Origin of the sequence: Rhodococcus sp. IEGM 1372 (assembly GCF_030056835.1) — a bacterium.
Classification (GTDB): Bacteria; Actinomycetota; Actinomycetes; order Mycobacteriales; family Mycobacteriaceae; genus Rhodococcoides.
Window position 1 is genome coordinate 303096 of sequence record NZ_JASHKS010000004.1, and the last position, 23504, is coordinate 326599.

Genomic DNA, 23504 nt, shown 5'->3' on the forward strand with positions numbered 1-23504 from the left:
GTCCTGGGCCGATTCGATTCGCTCTCGAAGTAGAAAGGTGCGCGCGTGCGCGACCTCGTTGAAATCGGCATGGGCAGAGAAGCCCGCCGCACCTACCAGCTGGACGACATCGACATCGTGCCGTCCCGTCGTACCCGGTCGTCGAAGGAGGTGTCGACGGCATGGCAGCTCGACGCGTACCGCTTCGACATTCCCCTCCTCGCGCATCCGACCGATGCTCTGGTTTCGCCCGAGTTCGCGATCGAGCTGGGTCGACAGGGTGGGTTGGGGGTCATCAACGGTGAAGGGCTGTGGGCGCGCCACTCGGACGTGCAGGCCAAGATCGATCAGCTGATCCACATCGCCGAGACCGATCTCGATCCCGACGCGCCGATCGCCTTCCTGCAGGAACTGCACGCCGCGCCGCTTCGGCCGGATCTGCTGGCCGCAGCGGTCGGTCAGGTCCGTGACTCCGGGGTGACCGTCGCCGTTCGGGTGAGCCCGCAGAACGCTCGCTCGCTCACCCCTGCCCTCGTGGCATCGGGCCTGGATCTGCTGGTCATCCAGGGCACGATCATCTCCGCCGAGCACGTGGCACATGGCGAGGACGAGCCGCTCAACCTCAAGACCTTCATCGCGGAACTCGACGTTCCCGTCATCGCCGGCGGCGTGAGCGATCACCGCACCGCACTGCACCTGATGCGTACCGGTGCGGCAGGCGTCATCGTCGGTTACGGCTCGGTCGAAGGTGGCACGACCACCGGTGAGGTGCTCGGAATCGGCGTTCCGATGGCCACCGCCATCGCCGATGCGGCCGCGGCGCGTCGGGACTACCTGGACGAAACCGGCGGGCGCTACGTGCACGTCATCGCCGACGGCGACATCACCACCTCCGGTGCACTCGCCAAGGCCATCGCCTGCGGGGCCGATGCTGCGGTTCTCGGTGCTCCGCTGGCCGTCGCTGCCGAGGCTCCCGGCGGAGGTTGGTACTGGCCGTCCGCCGCGGCGCACCCGTCCATGCCGCGCGGTGCGCTGCTGCCGATGTCGGCGGGGGACCGTCCGAGCCTGGATCAGGTGCTCAACGGACCGTCGCGTGAGTCGTACGGCTCGATCAACCTCGTCGGCGGACTGCGTCGGTCGATGGCGAAGTCCGGATACTCCGATCTCAAGGAATTCCAGAAGGTGGGCCTGAACGTCAGGGCTTGACGACGTCTGTTCCAGCAGGGCGCGTACTCCTCTCACACGGGGGTGCGCGCCCTTTCTGCTGCATTGCGTCCACGTAAGTCGACCCTGGGTTGGTGATACCTCTCGTAACAGCTAGAATCGCTTGTGGCGGTAGTCACATGGGGGTGTGCATACTGTTCGACAGCATCGGATGTAGCGGAGGTCACCATGGGTTCAGCTGTTCGCGCCACGGATTACGACGTCTTGATCGTCGGTTCGGGCTTCGGCGGAAGTGTCACCGCGCTGCGCCTGGTGGAGAAGGGATACCGCGTCGGCATCCTGGAAGCCGGGCAGCGCTTCGAGGACAAGGACTTCGCGAAGAACAGCTGGGACCTCAAGCGTTTCCTGTGGGCACCGAAGCTCGGCCTCTACGGCATCCAGCGCGTGCACCTGCTGCGCGACTGCCTCATCCTCGCCGGTGCCGGAGTCGGCGGCGGATCGCTGAACTACGCGAACACCCTCTACAAGCCGCAGGCCCCGTTCTTCGAGGACAAGCAGTGGGCGCACATCACCGACTGGAGCAGTGAACTCTCCCCGTTCTACGCCCAGGCCACCCGCATGCTCGGCGTCGTGCGCAACCCGCACATGACCCCCGCCGACGAGGTGATGAAGTCGGTCGCCGAGGACATGGGCGTTGCCGACACCTTCATTCAGACCCCGGTGGGCGTGTTCTTCGGAGACGAGCCCGGAAAGACAGTCCCGGACCCGTACTTCGGCGGTGCAGGCCCCGAGCGCACCGGATGCATCGAGTGCGGTGAGTGCATGACCGGTTGCCGCCACGGAGCGAAGAACACCCTGCTGAAGAACTACCTCGGCCTGGCCGAGCGCGCAGGAGCCGAGATCGTGCCGATGACGACCGTCACCGGTCTCCGCCCTCGATCCGACGGCACCTGGGACGTCGACACCGAACGCACCGGCGCTCGGCTTCGCAAGGGGCGCAAGACCTACAGCGCAGCCAATGTCGTTCTCGCCGCAGGCACCTGGGGCACGCAGAACCTACTGCACAAGATGAAGGACACGGGTGCGCTGCCCCGTCTGTCGGACACGCTCGGGGAGCTGACGCGCACCAACTCCGAGTCGATCGTCGGAGCGGCCAAGCTGGCGGTCGATCCGAACATGGACCTCACCCGCGGAGTCGCGATCACGTCCTCGTTCCATCCCAGCCCCAACACCCACATCGAACCGTGCCGCTACGGCAAGGGCTCGAACGCAATGGGCATGCTGCAGACGCTGATGACCGACGGCGGCGGAAAAATCCCACGGTGGCTCAAGTTCGTGTTCGCGCTGATCGCGCATCCGATCCAGTTCGTCCGCGTCGTCAACGTCCGGCACTGGAGCGAGCGCACCATCATCGCGCTGGTGATGCAGAACCTCGACAACTCGATCACCACGTTCACCAAGCGCGGGCCGTTCGGCCGCAAGATCTCGAGCAAACAGGGTCACGGTGAGCCCAACCCGACCTGGATCCCCGAGGGCAACGACGCCACCCGACGCATCGCCAAGAAGATCGGCGGCGTCGCGGGCGGTACCTGGGGTGAACTGTTCAACATTCCACTCACGGCCCACTTCCTCGGCGGCTGCGCCATCGCCACGGACTCCGAGCACGGCGTCATCGATCCGTACCACCGCGTCCACGGCTACCCGACCCTCAGCGTGGTCGACGGGGCTGCCGTATCGGCCAACCTCGGAGTGAACCCGTCGCTGACCATCAGCGCGCAGGCCGAGCGTTCCGCGGCACTGTGGCCGAACAAGGGCGAGCTGGATCTCCGTCCGGCACAGGGGCTGCCGTACCAGCGTCTCGATCCGATCGCCCCGAACTCTCCGGTCGTCCCGGTGGATGCTCCGGGCGGTCTGCGACTGCCGATCGTGGAGATTCGGTCGGGTTCCTCGGCGATGCCCGTCGAGCATTCGGGTGTTGCATGAGTGCTGGAACAGTCCCACTAGACTGACCTGGTGACCGACTCCTCTGCACACGATCCCGCACACGCACGCCCGGTTCTCGTCGTCGATTTCGGAGCCCAGTACGCGCAGTTGATCGCCCGCCGTGTGCGCGAGGCCAACGTGTACTCCGAGGTGATCTCGCATACCGCGACGGCCGAGGAGATCGCGGCGAAGGACCCTGTCGCGCTTGTGCTTTCCGGTGGACCCTCCAGCGTCTACGCCGAGGGCGCGCCCGAGCTCGACTCCGCTCTCCTCGACCTCGGCATTCCCGTGTTCGGCATCTGCTACGGATTCCAGGCCATGGCCCAGGCCCTCGGCGGAACCGTCGAACACACGGGAACCCGGGAGTACGGACGCACTCAACTCAGCGTGGACGGCGGTCGTCTGCACGACGGTCTGCCCGCAACGCAGCCGGTCTGGATGAGTCACGGTGACGCGGTCACCGCGGCCCCGGAAGGCTTCACGGTCACGGCCACCAGCGCAGGCGCGCCGGTCGCTGCCTTCGAGAACGAGGGCAAGCGCATGGCCGGCGTGCAGTATCACCCCGAGGTTCTGCACTCCCCGCACGGGCAGCAGGTGCTCAGCCGATTCCTGCACGAAACGGCGGGCATCGCCCCGGACTGGACTGCGGCCAATATCGCCGACGCTCTGGTGGACGCAGTGCAGGAGCAGGTGGGCCCCACGGGCAAGGCCATCTGTGGCCTCTCGGGCGGCGTCGACTCCGCGGTGGCGGCGGCACTGGTGCAGCGGGCCATCGGTGACCGTTTGACCTGTGTCTTCGTCGACCACGGACTGCTGCGCGCCGGCGAGCGTGAGCAGGTGCAGCAGGACTTCGTGGCCGCGACCGGAGCCAAGCTCGTCACGGTCGATGCGGTCGATACCTTCCTCGGCGCGCTCGAGGGCGTCTCCGACCCGGAGGAGAAGCGCAAGATCATCGGCCGCGAGTTCATCCGGAGCTTCGAAGGTGCCGTGGCCGAGGTACTGGGCGAGAACGCCGAGCACGGCGACGCCGTCGAGTTCCTGGTGCAGGGCACGTTGTACCCGGATGTCGTCGAGTCCGGCGGCGGGTCCGGTACCGCGAACATCAAGAGTCACCACAACGTCGGCGGACTGCCGGACGATCTGCAGTTCGCCCTGGTGGAGCCGCTGCGTGCATTGTTCAAGGACGAGGTGCGTGCGGTCGGACGCGAACTGGGATTGCCCGAGGACATCGTCGGCAGGCAGCCGTTCCCCGGACCCGGCCTGGCGATCCGCATCGTCGGTGAGATCACCCGCGACCGTCTGAATACGCTCCGCCATGCCGATTCGATTGTCCGAGAAGAACTTACGGTCGCGGGCTTGGATCAGCAGATCTGGCAGTGCCCGGTGGTGCTCTTGGCCGACGTGCGTAGCGTGGGAGTGCAGGGCGACGGCCGTACCTACGGGCACCCGATCGTGCTGCGTCCGGTGTCGAGCGAGGACGCGATGACGGCGGACTGGACCAGGCTGCCGTACGACGTGTTGGAAACGATCTCGACTCGGGTGACCAACGAGGTTCCGGAGGTCAACCGAGTCGTTCTCGACGTCACCAGCAAGCCGCCGGGCACCATCGAGTGGGAGTGACGGCGTCAGTTCTTCCTGCTGGGGCCCAGTAGAAGCACGAAGCCCACGACCACCGCGGCGATGACGAACACCCAGCGGAACTGGACGTCGCCCAGTGCCGCGATCGCATCTCGACCGATGAGTGCTGCGACCGAGACGATCATGGCGGCCAGGCCGGCAATCAACAGCAGCGCCGACGGTCCCCTTCGGTTCGAGTTCTGCATTTCGGTGTCGGAATCGCTGTCGCCGTAGGCGTGTGCGGTGCGCTTGTCGCTGCTCATGCTCGTTTTACCTCGATGTTTCCTAAGGTCGCGTTCGCGTCTATCGTCAACACCGGCGCGTCGGCTGTGGCAGCAGAACCGATTTGTATGCCACCCAGGCCGCAGTCGGTCGTTCCCAGCGTCGCGCTGCATTGGACGTCGATGTTCATCGTGTCGGGAACGGTGATCGTTGCGTTGCCGGCGGTGACGTCGATGGCGACCCGGCGGTCTTCGGTCAGTGTCACCGCGCCCAGGTTCAGCGTCACGTTGCCGAGCGCATTGGTGTACGAGGGTTCGAGGTCCGCGGCGCTGATCGGAGCGAACAGTTGATTGCCCGAGTTCCGTTGGCTGAGGTCTACCGGACCGACCGCCGACGCCAGGACGACGAAGCCGGCCAATGGTGCTGCGACCACCAGCAGTCCGTAGCCCTTGCGTAGGAACGCGCCCAATACGAGTCCCACGGAGATGACTGCCAGAGCGACGGCACCGACACGGCCCGGTGATGCCCAGTCTCCGCCGGTAGCCGAACCGACTGCCGCGGTGACTGCGGCAGCGAGCAGAGCCAGGCCGAGAAAGCTTGCTGTCCAACGTGATCGGCGCTTGCGTTCGATCGCCGCAGGCGGAAAGGTGCCTGCCGGTTCGGGAAGATCCCAGGCGAACGGGGCCACACCGAGCGGATCCCACGATGGGGGAGTCACGGTCGGCAGGTCGGTGGGCAGGTCGGCCGGCTTCTCGGCGGATGCGGTCGACTTGCTCAGGTTCACGGTGAGCGCGTCGGCGTCGATGCCGTTGTGCTCGATGCGCTTCGGCGTCGGAACGTAGCTTTTCGGCAGGGTCGTGTACGGGGTGTAGCGCTCGTGCTGGAACTGTGGCGGACGATACTGCGCGGCCGTCCACTGCTCGGCCGATGTGCTGGTCGAGCCGAAAGGCATCGGAGCGTAGCGATTACGGGAGAACTCCGCCGTCCGCATGTACGGCGGCGGCTCCGGGCACCGTTGGTGCAGCAGCCACAGTCCACCGAGCATCGCCACCAGTGAGATCAGCCCCGAACCGCCGAGTCCGACACCTACCGGGCCGATGGTCGACACCGCGATGACCAAGGCCACGGCCACGACCACCATCTTGGTCGTCGAATCGGAGCTGTTCCCACGCCCGACCAGCGACTCCGCACCCGACGCCGTGTCACCGGCGCGGTTGAGTACCAGCCATCCCGCCAGATACAGCACGATGCCGGTACCGCCGAACAAGGTGGAGACGACGAACGCGATCCGAATCAGAACGGGGTCGACGTCGTAGCGGTAGCCGATACCGGCCGCAACACCCGCCACATGCCCGCGTTGCGGCAAGCGGTGCGGACGGGTGCGCCACATCTGCTGAAGTTGATCCGAGACGGTCACGTTGCTCATGCCAACCATCGTGGCGGTGCCGGCCGAGAAGCACATCAGGGATACCCCTGATATCCACCCCGAGCGTGATCGGACGTCGGTGAACGCGCGAGAACATCAGGGCGAACCCTGATGCGACACCGACCCGGTCCGTGCCAGGATCGAGGCGTGCACCCTGTCGACAATCCACCCGTTGACGCCGCCCGCAACACATCTTCCGAAGCCGGCGACGTGCCGGTCACCCATGCCGTTCCTCTTTTCCCTGTCGCTTCTGCAGGCTCCGCTCCTGCCGCCTTCCAACGACGCGGCGGCGGACGCATCGTCGGCGGGGTCGCAGGCGGTCTCGCCGACCATCTCGGCGTCGACGTGTTCAAGGTTCGGGTCGCTTTCGCACTGCTCGCGGCGTCGGCCGGTGCAGGCATTGCCGCCTACGGACTGATCTGGATGTTCACGCCCGCGGGCGAGGACACTGCGCACCCGAGTGCCGCCGAACGTCAGCGTGCGCTCGGGTTGGCTGCGATCGGTCTCGGCCTCGCCGTCGGGCTCGCCTGGCTGCTCAGCGGCACCGCTGCTTCGGTCATCGTGCCGGTCATCGTCGTGGTGATCGGTGCTGCCCTGGTATGGCGCGAGTTCGACTCCGAGGGGCCGCGAACGGCTCTGGGGCTCCCCAAGCATCCGACCGTGTTGAGTTGGGCGAGGGTCGTCGGCGGAGCGACGTTGATCGTGCTCGGTCTGGCCGTGGTGGTGCTCGCCCGCGTCGATCTGGCGGCGCTGCGCTCGTCCTTGCTGGCGGTGGTGGTCACTCTCGTCGGCGTCGGCCTGTTGACGGTTCCCATCTGGTTGCGCACCTGGCGTGCGCTCGGTGCCGAGCGGGCTGCGCGCATCCGCAACGACGAACGCGAGGAAATCGCGTCGCACCTGCATGATTCGGTGTTGCAGACACTGGCCCTGATCCAGAAGCAATCCGATCATCCGCAGGAGGTGATGCGGTTGGCGCGCGGCCAGGAGCGTGAACTACGCAAATGGCTGTTCGACGGCGGCGACACCGACAACTCGAACTTGTCCGATGCGCTCGAGACCATCTCCGGTGAGGTCGAGGATCAGCACGGTGTCACCGTCAGACCGATCACGGTCGGTGACGTGCAACTACTGCCCGACGACGTCGAATCCGGCCTGTCCAGGGAAAGTTTCACCGCTCTGCTGGGTGCAACCCGAGAAGCACTGGTCAACGCGGCCAAGCACTCCGGTGAGACCAATATCGACCTGTACGCCGAAACCGAACCGGACCAGGTCAGTGTTTTCGTTCGCGACCGCGGCACCGGATTCGACGAGTCCGCGGTACCCGAGGATCGACAGGGCCTGGCGAAGTCCATTCGGGGACGCATCGAGCGCCGCGGCGGCACGGTGCAGGTACGGTCGACCGTCGGCAAGGGAACCGAAGTGCGAATATTCATGCCCCGCAACGGTGCCTCCGTGACTACCGAATCATCCGAATCCACTCAGCAGGAGCAGCCGACGTGACCGAACCTTTCCGCGTTTTCCTGGTCGACGACCATGCGGTGTTCCGTTCCGGTGTGCGAGCCGAACTCGGCCGCGAGGCGGACATCGAGGTCGTCGGGGAAGCGGGAGGCGTCGCCGAGGCGGTCTCGGGAATCGAATCGACCAAGCCGGACGTGGTGTTGCTCGACGTGCACATGCCCGACGGCGGCGGCGTGGCCGTGTTGAACCGCATCTCCGAGGGGCCGGTGTGTCTCGCTCTGAGTGTGTCCGACGCCGCCGAGGACGTCATCGCCGTCATCCGTGCCGGGGCGAGGGGATACGTCACCAAGACGATCTCCGGCTCGGAGCTCGCCGACGGTGTTCGACGCGTCGCCGGGGGAGATGCCGTGTTCAGCCCCCGCCTTGCCGGGTTCGTCCTCGACTCGTTCACCGGTCGCAGTGCCGCCCCGGAGCCCCCGCTGGATCCGGAACTGGATTCGCTGACGCCCCGTGAACTGGAGGTGCTGCGGTTGTTGGCGCGCGGGTACACCTATCGTGAGATCGCCGAGGATCTGTTCATCTCCGTCAAGACCGTCGAGACGCATGCCTCGAACGTTCTCCGAAAGACTCAGCAGTCCAACAGGAATGCGCTCACCAGATGGGCGCACAAGCGTCGAATCGACTAGGTGACCGATCGCGCTTGACCTTCGACCTACCCGAAGCCTCAGGATTTCCCCATGACTGATTCGGACCAAGAATTCCTGACCATCGGCGTGTTCGCTCGCGCGAGCGGGCTGACCCCCAGTGCCCTTCGCTTCTACGACGACTGTGGGTTGCTCGCGCCGGCATCCATCGAGGCCAAGTCCGGCTATCGCTACTACACCCGAGCACAAGCGAAGCGAGCGAACATCATCCGCCAACTGCGTGAAATCGGCATGCCGCTCGACACCGTGGCCTCCGCCCTCGACGGCGACGGAGCTGCAGCGGTGGAGATGGTGGATCGGCACGTCGAGGAGCTTGCCGCGCGCGCCCGGGCAGCAGCCGAGGCTGCGGTCTCCATTCGCCGGTTGTTCGACGAAAAGTACTGCACAGCAACGGTATCTGCTGCCGACTTCGCGTCGGCGGTTGAACAGGTCGCGTCGGCGGCCGGAACGAGCGAGGAGTTTCCGGTGCTGCGGGGCGTGTTGGTCGAGGTGGACGGTGGCACTGTCACGCTCACCGCGACGGATCGGTACCGACTCTCCACTCGAAGCCTCGTCGCGCAGAGCTCACCCGGTGCATCCTGGTCGCGTATCGCAGCGGTCGGCTCCCTCGGGTCTCTACCCGCGTCGGGGAACTGTGCGTTGACGGCAACCGACGACGCGATGATGCTCGAGTCCGAAGGCGTCCAGCACACCGTGGATCTCGTCGACGGCGACTTCCCCGACTGGCGGACGATGGTCGACGGTCTGGCTCCAACTGCGACGCGGGTTGTGGTGCAACGAGATTTCGTTCCCCTCGACAGCGGCACGCTGCGGATCGACGCAGGCCCGGACGGCCTGACGGTCGAGGGAGTTGCCGTCCCCGCACGGGTCACCGGTTCCGAGATGACGGTGTTCTTCGACGCGGCCGTCCTGCAGGCTGCCGTCGCATCGGCCGTTGGGCCGGACCTGATGCTCGATATCGCCGCGCCGGATCAGCCGATGCTGGTGCGGTCGGCAGTCGACGGCGCTCTGACGACGCTGGTGATGCCGGTTCTCGGCTGATCGATGGGCGACGTGCCCGAAAGTTCTCGGCTACATCGACTTTCGATGGCGGGTACTTGCCGATCCCATCGTCGGCGCGTGGTTGCGGGTGCTGTCGGGGCGGGGAAATCGGATGCGGAGATCGGTGTCGAGGGTCAGATCACAAGCATGATCACGAGAACGAGAACGACCACGACGGCGAGCACGAGTGCTGCGAGGATTGCGGTCGATGGAATCGACGTTCGATCACCGATGACGTCCTCGATGCGCATCAGGACGTCGTCGATCGGGTTCTTCTTCTTTTTCGGCAGGTCGAACGGTGGTGGCGAATACGTGGACGGGACCGGATTGGCTTGGCTCTCACCGGGTTGCACGGCCGGTAGGCCCGCGATGGTTCTTCCGAACTCCCGCGACGGGCGGCGAGATTCTGAGACCGGTGTCGAGCGCCTGGCCCATGCCGGGACCACACCGTCCGCAGATGTCAGCGGTGCCCCGCGCAGTTGAGCTATGGTGCCGCGCTTGCTGATCGCGGCGACGATGATCTCGTCGCGCGCCTGCGCCATGGTGGGGCGTCGGGCAGGATCGGGCTCGAGCATGTGCAGCAACGGTCCCGTGAGATCGCCGCTGCGGGTGGGAGCAATGATCTGCCCCTTGGCAACTCGGTGCAGCAGTGCGATCGAATCGTGATCGATGTCGAACGGCGGTTTGCCTTCGATGGCCGTGTACAGCGTTGCGCCGAGGGAGAACACGTCGCTGGCCGCGGTGGGGTCCTGTCCGCGCGCGACCTCGGGGGCGAAATAAGCGGGGGTACCGGTGATCACGCTGTCGTCGGCTTCTTCGACGTCTCCCTTGGCGCGGGAGATACCGAAGTCGCTGATCTTGACGATGCCCAGATCCTTGCCGCGATCGGCGATCAGAATGTTGCCCGGCTTGATATCGCGGTGCACGATTCCGGCCTCGTGCGCCTCGGTCAGTGCATCGGCGATCTGTGCGCCGATCTGTGCTACCTCGAACGGTGGTAGCGAATCGGTGGTGCCGAGGGCCTGCGCGAGACTGCGCGAGGACAGGTATTCCATGACCAACCACGGCTCACCGTCGACGAGAGCGACGTCGTGCATCGCGATGGCGTGCGGGCTGGAGAGTCGGGCAGCGATGCGACCCTCGCGCATGGCCCGGTTGCGTACTTCCTCGGCCTGCTGAGGGGTCAGTCGAGTGGTGGACGTGACCTGCTTGACGGCCACCTGACGGTGCAGAAGTGTGTCGGTGGCGAGCCATACCGCGCCCATGCCTCCACCGCCGAGTTTGCCGGCCAGGCGGTATCTGCCTGCCAGGAGGTAGTCGGGCCCGACGCCCCGTCGAACACGCTGCTGATCCGTCACGTCCACAGGTTAGTTGACGATGGCGGGACGTGCCTGCAGCCACGGAACGGAGGCATCTACCAGGGGCTTCGGCATCACCTTGACGAGTTGCCGTCCGAGCGGCTTTACTGAGTGCAGATCGAAATTGTGTTCGAATGCGCCACTTCCCGCGTCCGTCGAACACCGAAGTTTCGGCTCGATTTTCTACGCCGCGAAGGGGAGTGACATGACTGTATCGGGAGCTTCTGTCACGCCGGATGCGCTCGACGGGTTGTCGCTGCCGGAGCGCGTGGCGTTGCTGCGTAGCCGGATGGCTGCCGTGCCTTCTCGGGGCGAAACGGCATCGGTGCGCATCGAGAATTCGGACCCTGTCGAGCCCGTGATTCAGGAACCGTCGACGCAGCGTCCAACCCGTCAGCGGCCCGTTCTCCCGGTGCCGTCCGCGCTGATCGAGGTACTACCGCACGGCGGCCTGGTGCGTGGAACGGTGGCCTCGGTATCCGGTGCAGGCTCGCTCCTGATCGGGTTGGTGGCTGCGGTGACCGGTGCCGGTGGGCATGTCGCCGTCATCGGGCAGCCCCGTTTCGGGATTCTGGCCGCGGTCGAGATGGGTGCACAGCTGAGCAAGCTGGCCTTGATTCCCGATCCCGGTTCCGATCCGGTGGAAGTGGCGGCAATTCTGCTCGACGGTGTCGACCTCGTCGTGCTCGGTCTCGGTGGTCTGTCGGTATCGCCCACTCGGGCCAGGGCCGTGGTGGCCAGAGCGCGTAGCAAGGGCTCGACGCTGCTGGTGACCGATGGGCACTGGGACGGGGCAGAGTTACGACTGGACGCATCGGTCCACGGATACGACGGTCTCGGCACGGGCCGGGAGCTGGGTCGCGGCCGACTGCGCGGCGTCCGTTTGTCGGTGTGCGCTCGCGGCAAGGCTATGCGGCCCCGCACCGTTCGACTCGACCTGCGTTCGGAGAACGGCCGCATCGAGTGGCATGCCGAGGGGCGCGAACAGAATCCGTTGTCGATCGCGGTCTCGACATGAGCATCGACCGCTCCAGCCGTGTTCATGCCAACCGTGTTCTGGCACTGTGGTGCCCCGATTGGCCTGCAGTTGCAGCTGCTGCCCAGGCCGATCTCCCTGCAACGCATCCGGTGGTCGTCACCTCGGCCAATCGGGTCGTCGCCTGCTCGGCGACGGCACGGGCATCGGGCATCAAGCGCGGCCTGCGCCGTCGGGAAGCGCAGGCGCGGTGCCCGGAAGTGCATGTCGCTCTGGCCGATACCGATCGTGATGCGCGGCTGTTCGAGCCCGTGGTCTCGGCGATCGCCGCCATCGCACCGGGAGTCGAAGTACTGCGACCTGGCCTGCTTGTTCTTTCTGCCCGCGGCGTCGGACGGTATTTCGGTACCGAGCATCGGGCCGCGGAACGGCTGATCGACGAAGCGTCGGCTGCCGGAGTGGAATGTCAGATCGGTATCGCCGACGAGCTGTCCACCGCGGTCGTCGCCGCGCGGTATGCGCAGGTGGTGCCGCGCGGCGGGGGTGCAGGCTTCCTCGCGCCGTTGCCGGTGGCGGAACTCTCGGCGGAACCGAGCATGTCCGCTGCCGATCGCGGCGAGCTGGTGGATCTGTTGCGGCGCTTGGGTCTACGAACCATCGGCGACTTCGCTGCGCTGTCTCCGGGGGATGTGGCGTCCCGGTTCGGTACCGACGCGGTGTTGGCGCATCGCAGTGCACGAGGCGAGCCCGAGCGTCCGCCGTCGGCCAGGGCTCTTCCACCCGACCTGGATGTGGAGTACCTGTGCGACCCACCGATCGATCGGGTCGACGCCGCTGCCTTCGCCGGGCGCGGCCTGGCCGAGCAGCTGCACACCAAGCTTGCCGCCGCTGCCGTTGCGTGCACTCGGCTGCTGGTGCATGCCAGTACCGGTAACGGTGAGAACCTGTCGCGGATCTGGCGCTGCGCGGAGCCGTTGACGCCGGAAGGAACAGCCGATCGTGTGCGGTGGCAACTGGACGGCTGGATCACCGGGCGCAGCGAGAACAAGCCGACGTCCGCGATCACCGTGCTGCGGCTCGAACCGATCGAAGTGGTGGCCGCAAGTGAGCTGCAATTGGGGTTGTGGGGCAGTGTCGGCGACGAGGACGAGAGGGCGCGCCGGGCGTTGGTGCGCGTGCAGGGTCTGCTCGGTGGCGAATCGGTGCTCGGTGGTGTGCTCAGTGGGGGTCGTGGGCCGGCCGAGCGGATCACGTTGCGTCCGCTCGGCGACGAATTGGTGCCGATATCCGACCCGTCGGCTCCTTGGCCGGGACGGCTACCCGAGCCTGCTCCGGCGGCAGTGATCGAGACACGTCCGACAGTGACGTTGATGAATCGAGCGGGAACCGGAATCGGCGTCACCGATCGTGGTGTGTTCGATGCGCCCCCGTCGCGGTTGCGCTGGGGCACCAAGGAATGGGAGTTGACGGGTTTGGCGGGACCGTGGCCGGTGGACGAGCGATGGTGGGACAGTGGCCACGCGGCGACGGGTCCGACGGCGCGAGCCCAGGTGGTGCTCGACGACGAGAGGGCCCTGCTGCTGGTGTTCGACGAGGGTCGGTGGCGGGTGGAAGGAATCTACGAATAGCGGCACCGCTACCGTCGAGGGAATGCAGATGATGTCGGAGACGGTCGACCTCGATGGCGTCGATATCGCGTATCGGTCGTTCACCCCGCTGGGGCATGCGAACTCGGAATCGGCACCGGTGATGCTGGTGCACGGCATGGGCGGTGACAGCACAACCTGGGATCGGTTCACCCGGGCACTCACCGCGCTGGGCCGCCGGGTGATCACCGTCGATCTGCGCGGACACGGCAAGAGTGCGCACACGTCCACGTACGAGTTCGATTCCTTCGGGGCAGACCTGCTGGCCCTGATCGACCACCTCGGGCTGAACGAAGTCGATCTCGTCGGCCATTCCCTCGGTGGATACGCGGTCTCGCTCGTCGCGCAACGTCGCCCGGAGCTCGTTCGGCGTCTGGTACTCGAAGAGCTCCCGATACCGATCAGGCCGGGGGACGCTCCGCCGACGCTGACCGGCAAGATGCCGTCGATCACCGAGCTCTGGCACGCAGCGAGCAGCGTCGTTCTGCATCCCCGCGCGGTACTCGCCTTCGATCGCTCGATGACCGCCACTGCTCTCGAGCAGTTCCGTCGGCCGAATCCGCAGTGGTGGGAGTCGTTGGCCGACATCGCTGCTCCGACGTTGGTGCTTCGCGGCGGTCCCGGCGGCATGGTCGATCCGGAACGACTGGACGCGATGGTCTCCGAGATCTCGACCTGCCGCGTCGAGGCGTTTCGCACCGGACACAGCATTCATCGCGACGGCTACTCGGCGTTCGAGGCCACCGTCCTCCCGTTTCTGAAGCACTAGTGTCTTCGGACATGACTATCGGTGCGCTCGATCGCAGGATGCTGGGCTGGTCGGCACTGTTCGTCGTATCCCAGGCCAACATCGCCCGACTGCTCGGCCCAGCAGCTCCGAAAGTGCTTGCCGTGCAGACGGCGTGGTCCGCCGAGCGTTATCGGCAGATCCTGGCGAGCATGGACGAGACCGAGATCGCCCGGTTCCGCAGCCACTATCTGCCCGATTTCGTCCATCCGGCGATCTACGCCGTTGCATTGCGTGCCGGCGCGAGGAGCCTGGCGGACAAGACGCCGCTGAGCCCTGCAGCGACGACGGCATTGGCCGTCGCACCCGTGGCCTCTGCCGCCGGCGACTACATCGAGAACATCGTCGGATTGATACTGGTCGACAACCGTGAACAGATCACCGACACCGTCGTTCGCGCCACCACCGTGGTCAGCACCGTCAAATGGGTGCTGGCCATCGCCACTCTCGCATACCTGAGTCAGGGATTCCTGCGAGTCTGGGGAAAGGCACTGCTGCGCTGACCCCGCCGGTCACCAGCTGGTGCCGGGAACCAATCTGCCGGCGCGACGGATCACTTTGCCGATGCGTGCGCTCGGAGCTTTCGGATCGTACGGCCGGACTCGGTAGGGCACCTTTCCGTCCTCGAGGGGTACCTGCGCTTCTCCTTTGGCAGCCGCGGACTCGGTGAACGTGCGGTAGTGCTGGTGCATCGTGCGGTCCTTGCCCTTGGGGGCGAAGATGGCTCCGAACTGTCCGAGCGTTCCCAGCGGCGTATCGATGCGTTTGGGCTTGTCGCTCAATGCGCGGATCACCATGGCCGCGGCCTTCTCCGGTGAGAACACCGGGCCGACGTTCTTGTCGCCCGTCGGGGTGATCATCGGAGTGTCCACCAGCGGCATGTGGATCGTGGTGTACGTAATTCCGTCCGAGAGTGTTTCTGCCGCAGCAACATCGGTGAACCCGTCGAGCGCTGCCTTGCTGGCCACATAGGCGGAGAACCGCGGGGGGTGTCCCAGGACGGCAGCGCTGGAGATGTTGACCACGTGCCCGAACTGACGTTCGCGCATGTGTGGCAGCAGCGCCAGCACCAACCGAATTGCCCCGAAGTAGTTGACGGCCATGGTGCGCTCGTAATCGTGCAACCGATCGGTGGACCGATAGAGCGAGCGGCGGATGGATCGCCCGGCATTGTTGACCAGCATGTCGACATGACCGTGTTCGCTCAGAACGGTTTTCACGGTGTGCTCGACCGACTCGCTGTCGGTCACGTCGCACGGGTAACCGTATGCGGTGCCACCTGATTCGCGGATTCTTTCGACCACGTCGTCGAGTTGATCCTGCCCGCGTGCGAGAAGAATGACCACTGCGCCCTTGCGTGCGGCCGCCTCGGCACTGGCCCGGCCGATGCCGGAGGAGCCGCCGGTGATGATGATGTGACGACCGAACAGTGGTCCGCGCGGATCGTTTCGGCGATTGCGCTTGGGATCGAAGTTCTCCCGCCAGTAGGTCCACACGCGATCGGCGTACGTGCGCAGTGGAGGCGGTGCAATCGAGCTGCCCTGCAATGCTTTCTGTGTCGCTGCCGACTCGAACACCGTGGGCAGGGTCAAGTGCTCGAGCATCACCGGAGGTACGCCGAGATCACGGAGGGCGGCGTCGCGTTGCTTGCGTACGGCTCGGTACTTGGGGGAGACGACCGGAGCGACCAGTGCACCCGGCACGTCGACGATCTTCGCTCGCGATCCGGCTGCCGACGAGAATGCGGAATACACCTCGGCCATGGATTGCGGACTCGTGTTCACCAGATGGAACACGCTGCCGGAAGAGGTGTCTCGATGTACGAGCTCGACGATGGCGTCAGCGACGTAATCGACCGGAACGAGGTTGGTGGAGCCCATCTTCGGCACCGTGATCGGTATGGCAGAAGGCAGCTTGGCAAGTTCGGCGAAGAACGGGAAGAAGTAGTACGGCCCGTCCACTTTGTCGATCGCACCGGTCTCCGAGTGGCCGATGATCGCGGCGGGCCGGTAGACCCGCCAGTCCACAGCGCTGTCTCGCACCAGCTTCTCGGACTCGAATTTGGTGCGGTGATACGCCGTCGGAAAGGCTTGCCCGAGGTCGAAGTCGTTCTCCGAGAACGTTCCTCGGTGGTCGCCCGCGACGGCGATCGACGAGATGTGGTGCAGGCGAGCCCCCGTCTTCTTGGCGAGACGAATCACCGAGGCCGTTCCGGCGACGTTGGTCGGGGTCTGCTCGTCGCCCGCGGTCAGATCGTAGACGGCTCCGAGGTGGAGGATGTGGTCGATGTCGGAAGGCACGTCTCGGAGTCCGAGCTCCGGCTCGGTGAGGTCGCCGACCAGCGGATGAATTCGGTCGCCGCCGTCGAGGTGCTGTGCCAGTCGCTCGAGTCGTGCCACCGAACTCGGACGCACCAGCACGTGGATTGCCGCGAGTGCATCGCGTTCGAGCAATCGGGGCAGCACGTTCTTCCCGAGAAACCCGGTACCGCCGGTTACGATGAAGTTCGCCATGCGAGCCGACCCTACTCTGAAGTAAGTTCCGGTGCTAGTGCCCGATACCGGCTTTTTCGTGCACTTTCTTCATCCAGGCGGGTGCCCACCAATTGGCCTCGCCCATGAGTTTGACCAAGGACGGAACCAGCAACATACGGATGATCGTCGCGTCGATGATCAGAGCCAGAATGACTCCGACGCCGAGGAACTTCATGATCGACAGACCCGAGATGGTGAAGGCACCGGTGACGACGATCAGAATCAACGCCGCCGCAGTGACGATGCGTCCGGTGCGTTGGGCACCGAAGATCACCGCTTCCTCGGTAGTCGCTCCCGCCGCGCGGGCCTCGACCATGCGCGACATCAGGAACACCTCGTAGTCGGTCGACAAGCCGAAGATGACCGCGAGGATGAGAACGACGAACGTCGACTCGAGCGGTCCTGGGGTGACGCCGAGCAGGGAGGCTCCGTGGCCTTCCTGGAACACCCACGTGAGTGCGCCGAAGGTTGCGCCCAGGCTCAGTCCGGCCATCAGTACGGCCTTGACGGGCAGCACGATCGAGCCGAACGCGAGGAACAGCAACACCAGCGTCGAGACGACCATGATGGCGATCATCACCGGTAGCCACTTCGCGATGGCAGCATTGCCGTCGTCGACGTTGGCTCGTCCGCCGCCGACGAGGATCTCGGTGCCGTCGGGAGGGGCGATCGAGCGCAGTGCAGACACTGCCTCGGATTGAGATTCGGCCTCGGTCAGGCCGCCGCTCGGCTCGCTGTAGGACGCCTGAAGTGTCACGAAATCGTCCTTGGAGCCCAGGAATTCGGCGCGAGCGATACCCGGTGTGGATTCCACAGCCGAGGTGAGGGCTGCGATGGGTGCGCCCTGAGGCTTGACGCCGTCCAGGCCGCGAAGAACCACGGTGGCACCCTCGCCGGTGGATTCGAAGTCGGTGCCGAGCGTCTCGAACGCCATGCGCGCAGGATTGTCCTTCGGCAGCGCCGTGTAGTCGACCTCGCCGAGCGAGACCTTGAGGATCGGGGTGGCGATGATCAGCAACCCGGCGACGATGACGGCCGCGACGATTCCCGGATGCTTCATCACGCGGGTGACGACGCCGCCCCAGAACTTGTGTGCCCGTGCATCGCTGCGATCGGACGCGGTACGCGACCACGTCCAGGAGTTGATGCGGGGGCCGAGGATTACGAGCAGCGCCGGAATCACGGTCAGGGACAGGACGGCCGCGCTCGCCACCGCCGCCATGGCCCCGAACCCGAGGGATCGGATCACCGCCTGCGGGAAGACGAGCATGCCCGCGAATGCGCAGATCAGCAGCAGTCCGGAGAAGACGACGGTCTTGCCTGCGGTGGACACCGTGCGGACGGTCGCGTCGAACGGCGTCGACCCGCCGCGTAGTTCCTCGCGGAATCTGCTGACGATGAACAGTCCGTAGTCGATGGCAAGGCCGAGCCCCAGAAGCGACGCGACATTGATGGAGAACGAGCTGACTTCGGTGAACTCGGTGAGCACCCGCAGGATGGCCAGTGAACTGAGCACGCTGAGGATGCCGACGAACACCGGGACCGCTGCGGCGACGACGCCGCCGAAGATGAATATCAGCAGCAGCAACGTGATGGGAACAGCGATGATCTCGGAGCGGACGAGGTCGCGTTCGAGGGTCTCGCTGAGCGATACCCCGACCACCGATGCGCCGGCGAACTGCGATTCGATGCCGGGTACTTCGAGCTGGGGCGGCAGGTCGCCGAAGGTGTTGAACGTGACGCCAGAGTTCGCCCCCAGGGATACCGTCGCCAAGGCCTTGGTTCGGTCTTTCGAGATCAGAAATTCTCTGCTGACCGGGTCTGCGGTCCAGTACGAGTTGACGTTGCCGAGGGTGTATCGACCGGTGAACTCGTCGATCGTCGCTTGCACTCGGGGGCCGATGTCGTCGATCGTCTCGCCCTCGGGTGCGGTGTAGATCGCCACGATGTCGGGAGTCGGTTGGCCGATGCCCTGTACGAGCCGTGCCACCTCGGACGATTCGCTGCCGGCGTCTGCGTAGCCGCCCTCGCTCAGTTTCGAGAAGACGCTCAGTCCCAACACCCCGCCGACGGTGACGACGGCGACGACGACAGCCAGTACCCATCGTTTGTGCGATACGACGAACGAGGCCCAACGGGTCACGACGGTGCTCCGGCTCTGTGGAAGGGGTCAGTGGCGACTCGACTGTAGTTGATCGTGTCGGACCCTCGTGCTCTCATTAGAACAAGTGTTCGATGCAACGGCGATGCGGTGAGGGGAGGGCTCGATGGGATGGAACGACGGACCACCCACGTGGTCGGAGATGGAGCGCGTCCTGTCCGGACGTCCCAAGCCGGCGGCCGAGGGCGACGGTGGCGACAGCCCGGCTTGGTCGCGAAAGCGGGACGTCTACGACCGCACCATCGACAAGCCCGTGCTGTCCACGACGCCGTATGCAGAATTGCATGCGCACTCGGCGTTCAGCTTTCTCGACGGTGCCTCGCAGCCCGAGGAGATGGTCGAGGAGGCGGTACGCCTGGGCCTCGAGTCCATCGCCATCACCGATCACGACGGTTTCTACGGGGTCGTGCGCTTCGCCGAGGCGGCCAGAGCTCTCGGCATCGGAACCGTGTTCGGTGCCGAACTCTCACTGGACACGCATCGATCCCGAGCCGGGGAGACCAATCCCGACGGCACTCATCTACTGGTGCTCGCTCGCGGCCAGGAGGGGTATCGCCGGCTCTCGCGTCGGATCGCGGCCGCACACCTGGCCGGTGGGGTCAAAGGCAAGCCGCAGTACGACATCGACGAACTCACCGAATCAGCGGGCGGGCACTGGCAGATTCTCACCGGTTGTCGGAAGGGCCATGTTCGGCAGGCACTCTCGCGCGGTGGTCCGGAGGCGGCCGAGTCCGCGCTGCGCACTCTCGTCGATCGCTTCGGGGCCGATCGCGTCACCGTCGAACTCACCCGGCACGGAATTGCCGACGACGACGAGCGCAACGATGCGCTGGCGATGCTGGCTCGAAAGTACGGTCTTCCGACGATCGCGACCACGGCCGCGCACTACGCCAGTCCGCGCAGCAGGAGATTGGCCATGGCGATGGCCGCTGTGCGCGCTCGGAGCAGTTTGGACGAGGCCGCCGGTTGGTTGGCACCGACCGGCGGCGGACATCTACGGTCCGGAGCGGAGATGGCGGAACTGTTCGAGCACTATCCGGGCGCGGTGCGCGGTGCCGTCGAGCTCGGTCGTGAGTGTTCGTTCGATCTGAAGCTGATCGCGCCACGCCTCCCGCCCTTCGAGGTGCCCGACGGGTACACCGAGATCAGCTATCTGCGTCGACTCACGTTCGAGGGGGCCGCCCGTCGGTACGGCTCGCAGTCGGCGAACCCGGCGGCCTACTCGCAGCTCGAGTACGAGCTCGACATCATCGAGAGGCTCGAATTCCCCGGCTATTTCCTGGTGGTCCACGACATCGTCCACTTCTGCAAGACACACGACATCCTCTGTCAGGGAAGAGGTTCGGCGGCCAACTCGGCTGTCTGCTTCGCGATCGGCATCACCAACGTCGACCCGGTGGCGAACAAGCTGCTGTTCGAGCGGTTCCTCGCACCCGAGCGCGACGGGCCTCCGGACATCGACATCGACATCGAATCCGATCGTCGAGAAGAGGCGATCCAACACGTCTACGCCAAGTACGGCCGCACTCATGCCGCTCAGGTGGCCAACGTCATCACCTACCGCGGCAAGTCGTCCGTGCGAGACATGGCCCGTGCGCTCGGCTTCTCGCAGGGGCAGCAGGACGCATGGAGCAAGCAGATCACCCGCTGGTCCGGAATCGGTGATCAGGAGGGCGACGGTATTCCCGAATCGGTTCTCGAACTCGCGCGGCAGATCGAGGGCTTCCCCCGGCACCTCGGCATTCACTCCGGTGGCATGGTGATCTGCGATCGGCCGATCGCGGACGTCTGCCCGGTGGAATGGGCGACGATGGAGAATCGCAGTGTGCTCCAGTGGGACAAGGACGACTGTGCCGCAGTGGGTTTGGTGAAGTTCGACATGCTCGGGCTCGGCATGCTCTCGGCGCTGCACTACATGATGGACCTGATCGCCGAGCACAATGGCATCGATATCGAACTCGCCTCGATCGACCTGTCCGAGCCTGCGGTGTACGAGATGCTCCAGCGAGCCGATTCGGTCGGGGTGTTCCAGGTCGAGTCTCGCGCGCAGATGGCCACTCTGCCGCGGCTCAAGCCGCGCAACTTCTACGATCTGGTGGTCGAGGTCGCGCTGATCCGTCCCGGTCCGATCCAGGGTGGTTCGGTGCACCCGTACATCAAGCGCCGCAACGGACTCGAGCCGGTGATCTTCGAGCATCCGTCGCTCAAGAAGGCACTCGATCGAACACTCGGAGTTCCGCTGTTCCAGGAACAGCTGATGCAGATGGCCATCGACGTCGCCGGCTTCAGTGCCGCCGATGCCGATCAACTGCGTCGTGCGATGGGGTCGAAGCGATCACCGGAGAAGATGGAACTGCTGCGTGGGCGGTTCTACGACGGGATGCGCGATCTTCACGGCATCACCGGCGCGGCGGCAGACCGAATCTACGAAAAGCTGTCCGCATTCGCCAATTTCGGCTTCCCCGAGAGCCATTCGCAGAGTTTCGCCTCACTGGTGTTCTACTCCTCGTGGTTCAAGCTGCACCACCCGGCGGCATTCTGTGCCGGCCTGCTGCGCGCTCAACCGATGGGTTTCTACTCACCGCAATCCCTGGTCGCCGACGCCAGGCGGCACGGTGTGCTCGTCCACGGTGCAGACGTGAACGCCAGTCTCGGCCATGCGAATCTCGAGGCGGATGGCCTCGAGATTCGCATGGGGTTGGCCGATGTGAAGTTCATCGGGACCGCAGTGGCCCAGAAGATCGTCGACGCACGAGACGCACACGGGCCCTACACCTCGTTCCTGGACCTGACAGGACGCGTCGAACTGTCGGTGGCGCAGGCGGAGTCGCTGGCAACGGCAGGCGCACTCGGGTGTTTCGGCATCACTCGCCGAGAAGCACTGTGGGCTGCGGGTGCAGCGGCGGGGGAGCGTCCGGGACTGCTCCCCGGCATCGGTGCGTCGACGAAAGCGCCTGCGCTACCGGGAATGTCGGATCTCGACCTGGCCTCGGCCGATGTCTGGGCAACAGGTGTGTCACCGGATTCCTATCCCACGCAGTTCTTTCGAGATCGGCTCGATTCGCTCGGCGTGATTCCCGCGAACCGGCTGCTGCAGATTCCGGACGGAGACCGAGTGCTGGTCGGCGGAGCGGTGACGCATCGCCAGCGGCCGGCAACTGCCGGAGGTGTCACGTTCATCAACCTCGAGGACGAGACCGGAATGGTCAACGTGGTGTGCTCGGTCGGGTTGTGGGCCAAGTACCGCAAGCTGGCGATCACGGCTCCGGCGCTGCTGATTCGGGGAAAGGTGCAGAACGCCGAGGGTGCGGTGACCGTGGTGGCCGATCATCTGCAACTGATGGATCTTCGAGTCGCATCCAGATCCAGGGACTTTCGCTGATTCTCGAGCTAAAATTTGCATAGCCTTGCCTAAGTGCTACTTTACTGCTCAACCAAAGTTCCAGTAAAGATCGAGCAATGGAGTACACCGAAGTGAGAACGTTCCGCGCCCCCCGCCTGCTTGTCGCAGCCGCCGCGACCTCGCTGCTCGTGCTCGGTGCGTGCAGCACCGACTCGGCCACAGGTGAGTCGACCGACGCCGCAACCGTCACCATCGAGACGAACAACGGCAGCATGGAGGTTCCCGCGAATCCGGTGCGCGTGGCAGCACTGGACAACACCTCGTTCGAGACGCTTCGGGCGTTCGGTATCGAGCCGGTCGCTCTGCCCAAACCCATCATGCCGTCGACGGGCTTCGAGGAGTGGATCGACAACGATGCCATTCTCGACGTCGGAACTCATCGCGAACCGAACCTCGAAGTGGTCAGCGAAGCAGAACCCGATCTCATCATCGGTGGCTACCGATTTCAGGAGTACACCGACGAGCTCGGCCAGATCGCGCCGACCATCGACATCTCGCCCGACGAGGAGAACTTCGTCGACACTCTGAAGACCCAGACCGAGACACTCGGCGTCATCTTCGACAAGGAGGACCGGGCGGCCGAGATCATCGCGGCCCTCGACGCTGCGGAGGCTTCCGCCGCGGCGCAGACCACCGGGCAGACGGTGTTTCTTGCCAACGTCAACGGCGGCAAGATCGACAACGGTGCAGCGCGCATCGGTCGTCTCCTCGAACCCCTCACATTGACCGACGTATTCGCAGGGCAGGCAGGCGATGTCCATGGTGACTCGGGTCTGGCACCGGAGACCATCGCTCAGGCCAACCCTGATTGGGTGATCGTTCTGGACCGCGACGCCGCAGCGGGTGAGCCCGGTTCGTCCCCCGCCAAGGCCGTCTTCGATGCACAGGAAGCCTTCGCCGACACCACCTTCACCACCGAGGACCAGATCATCTACCTCGATCCGTTCTTCTACACCCGCGAGGGAATCCAGGCGTACACCGAAGCATTCCAATCGATTTCGGACGCGTTCGAGAACGCCGCGTAGGCCCCGGCGAACACCGTTCG

The 23504-nt window shown here is 65.3% G+C and carries 17 protein-coding genes; 12 read left to right on the plus strand and 5 right to left on the minus strand.

Annotation, left to right across the window (positions count from 1 at the left end):
• Positions 1–45: 45 nt before the first annotated feature.
• The 3 genes from QM590_RS07785 to guaA all read left to right on the plus strand — a co-directional run bounded on the left by QM590_RS07785 (position 46) and on the right by guaA (position 4746).
• Positions 46–1185, plus strand: a complete 1140-nt coding sequence (locus tag QM590_RS07785) for a GuaB3 family IMP dehydrogenase-related protein (protein WP_037188243.1) — start codon at positions 46–48, stop codon at positions 1183–1185.
• Positions 1186–1371: 186 nt separating this feature from the next.
• Positions 1372–3126: an FAD-dependent oxidoreductase gene (locus tag QM590_RS07790; protein WP_269594425.1), complete on the plus strand. Its 1755-nt coding sequence runs from the start codon at positions 1372–1374 to the stop codon at positions 3124–3126.
• Between the two features lie 30 nt (positions 3127–3156).
• Positions 3157–4746, plus strand: coding sequence for a glutamine-hydrolyzing GMP synthase (gene guaA / locus QM590_RS07795; protein ID WP_032397497.1), 1590 nt, complete (start codon positions 3157–3159; stop codon positions 4744–4746).
• Between the two features lie 5 nt (positions 4747–4751).
• On the opposite strand, the gene QM590_RS07800 is transcribed toward guaA, so the two are convergent.
• Both QM590_RS07800 and QM590_RS07805 read right to left on the minus strand, forming a co-directional pair.
• A complete protein-coding gene (locus tag QM590_RS07800; RefSeq protein ID WP_317813155.1) occupies positions 4752–5006 on the minus strand; it encodes a hypothetical protein in 255 nt (84 codons plus the stop codon).
• Positions 5003–6391 (minus strand): PspC domain-containing protein, encoded by a 1389-nt coding sequence (locus tag QM590_RS07805; protein ID WP_269594426.1) that lies wholly within the window; start codon positions 6389–6391, stop codon positions 5003–5005. Before QM590_RS07805 ends, QM590_RS07800 begins: the two co-directional genes overlap by 4 nt.
• A 147-nt stretch (positions 6392–6538) precedes the next feature.
• On the opposite strand from QM590_RS07805, the gene QM590_RS07810 reads away from it, so the two are divergent.
• Genes QM590_RS07810 through QM590_RS07820 form a run of 3 tightly spaced genes read left to right on the plus strand, consistent with a single transcriptional unit; the run spans position 6539 to position 9594 of the window.
• The gene (locus QM590_RS07810; RefSeq protein ID WP_269594427.1) at positions 6539–7891 is read left to right on the plus strand and encodes a sensor histidine kinase; all 1353 of its coding nucleotides are present in this window, start codon (positions 6539–6541) and stop codon (positions 7889–7891) included.
• Positions 7888–8535, plus strand: coding sequence for a response regulator (locus QM590_RS07815; RefSeq protein ID WP_068051262.1), 648 nt, complete (start codon positions 7888–7890; stop codon positions 8533–8535). The genes QM590_RS07810 and QM590_RS07815 overlap by 4 nt, the downstream gene beginning before the upstream one ends.
• Before the next feature lie 51 nt (positions 8536–8586).
• Entirely contained in the window at positions 8587–9594 is a 1008-nt protein-coding gene (locus tag QM590_RS07820) for a DNA polymerase III subunit beta family protein (RefSeq protein WP_269594428.1), read from the plus strand.
• Positions 9595–9728: 134 nt separating this feature from the next.
• On the opposite strand, the gene QM590_RS07825 is transcribed toward QM590_RS07820, so the two are convergent.
• A complete protein-coding gene (locus tag QM590_RS07825) occupies positions 9729–10952 on the minus strand; it encodes a serine/threonine-protein kinase (RefSeq protein WP_269594429.1) in 1224 nt (407 codons plus the stop codon).
• A gap of 205 nt (positions 10953–11157) precedes the next feature.
• Between QM590_RS07825 and imuA' the strand changes: the two genes are divergently transcribed.
• From imuA' to QM590_RS07845, 4 genes are read left to right on the plus strand one after another with little or no spacing between them, the layout of a single operon-like run.
• Complete coding sequence (gene imuA', locus QM590_RS07830; RefSeq protein ID WP_269594431.1) at positions 11158–11970, plus strand: DnaE2-dependent mutagenesis accessory factor ImuA'; 813 nt, start codon at positions 11158–11160, stop codon at positions 11968–11970.
• Positions 11967–13556, plus strand: a complete 1590-nt coding sequence (locus QM590_RS07835; RefSeq protein WP_269594433.1) for a DNA polymerase Y family protein — start codon at positions 11967–11969, stop codon at positions 13554–13556. Before imuA' ends, QM590_RS07835 begins: the two co-directional genes overlap by 4 nt.
• A gap of 22 nt (positions 13557–13578) precedes the next feature.
• Positions 13579–14343 carry an alpha/beta fold hydrolase gene (locus QM590_RS07840; RefSeq protein WP_411741300.1) on the plus strand — a complete coding sequence of 255 codons (765 nt, stop codon included), beginning with the start codon at positions 13579–13581 and terminating at the stop codon, positions 14341–14343.
• Between the two features lie 11 nt (positions 14344–14354).
• The gene (locus QM590_RS07845) at positions 14355–14864 is read left to right on the plus strand and encodes a hypothetical protein (RefSeq protein WP_269594434.1); all 510 of its coding nucleotides are present in this window, start codon (positions 14355–14357) and stop codon (positions 14862–14864) included.
• Between the two features lie 9 nt (positions 14865–14873).
• Here QM590_RS07845 and QM590_RS07850 read toward each other — a convergent pair whose 3' ends face one another.
• Together QM590_RS07850 and QM590_RS07855 are read right to left on the minus strand one after the other, a co-directional pair.
• Positions 14874–16874: an SDR family oxidoreductase gene (locus QM590_RS07850; protein ID WP_269594435.1), complete on the minus strand. Its 2001-nt coding sequence runs from the start codon at positions 16872–16874 to the stop codon at positions 14874–14876.
• Positions 16875–16908: 34 nt separating this feature from the next.
• A complete protein-coding gene (locus tag QM590_RS07855) occupies positions 16909–19038 on the minus strand; it encodes an MMPL family transporter (protein ID WP_269594436.1) in 2130 nt (709 codons plus the stop codon).
• 124 nt (positions 19039–19162) lie between these two features.
• Here QM590_RS07855 and QM590_RS07860 point away from each other — a divergent pair, with 124 nt between their 5' ends.
• Positions 19163–22438, plus strand: a complete 3276-nt coding sequence (locus QM590_RS07860) for an error-prone DNA polymerase (protein ID WP_269594437.1) — start codon at positions 19163–19165, stop codon at positions 22436–22438.
• A gap of 77 nt (positions 22439–22515) precedes the next feature.
• Positions 22516–23484: a siderophore ABC transporter substrate-binding protein gene (locus QM590_RS07865; protein ID WP_269594438.1), complete on the plus strand. Its 969-nt coding sequence runs from the start codon at positions 22516–22518 to the stop codon at positions 23482–23484.
• Positions 23485–23504: the final 20 nt, after the last annotated feature.

What these genes read in the sequence shown, in the direction of transcription:
- QM590_RS07790 (WP_269594425.1), top strand. Translation starts at nt 1,372, where the DNA reads ATGGGTTCAGCTGTTCGCGCCACGGATTACGACGTCTTGATCGTCGGT.
- QM590_RS07800 (WP_317813155.1), bottom strand. Translation starts at nt 5,006, where the DNA reads ATGAGCAGCGACAAGCGCACCGCACACGCCTACGGCGACAGCGATTCC.
- QM590_RS07805 (WP_269594426.1), bottom strand. Translation starts at nt 6,391, where the DNA reads ATGAGCAACGTGACCGTCTCGGATCAACTTCAGCAGATGTGGCGCACC.
- QM590_RS07820 (WP_269594428.1), top strand. Translation starts at nt 8,587, where the DNA reads ATGACTGATTCGGACCAAGAATTCCTGACCATCGGCGTGTTCGCTCGC.
- imuA' (WP_269594431.1), top strand. Translation starts at nt 11,158, where the DNA reads ATGACTGTATCGGGAGCTTCTGTCACGCCGGATGCGCTCGACGGGTTG.
- QM590_RS07835 (WP_269594433.1), top strand. Translation starts at nt 11,967, where the DNA reads ATGAGCATCGACCGCTCCAGCCGTGTTCATGCCAACCGTGTTCTGGCA.
- QM590_RS07840 (WP_411741300.1), top strand. Translation starts at nt 13,579, where the DNA reads ATGCAGATGATGTCGGAGACGGTCGACCTCGATGGCGTCGATATCGCG.
- QM590_RS07845 (WP_269594434.1), top strand. Translation starts at nt 14,355, where the DNA reads ATGACTATCGGTGCGCTCGATCGCAGGATGCTGGGCTGGTCGGCACTG.
- QM590_RS07850 (WP_269594435.1), bottom strand. Translation starts at nt 16,874, where the DNA reads ATGGCGAACTTCATCGTAACCGGCGGTACCGGGTTTCTCGGGAAGAAC.
- QM590_RS07860 (WP_269594437.1), top strand. Translation starts at nt 19,163, where the DNA reads ATGGGATGGAACGACGGACCACCCACGTGGTCGGAGATGGAGCGCGTC.
- QM590_RS07865 (WP_269594438.1), top strand. Translation starts at nt 22,516, where the DNA reads ATGGAGTACACCGAAGTGAGAACGTTCCGCGCCCCCCGCCTGCTTGTC.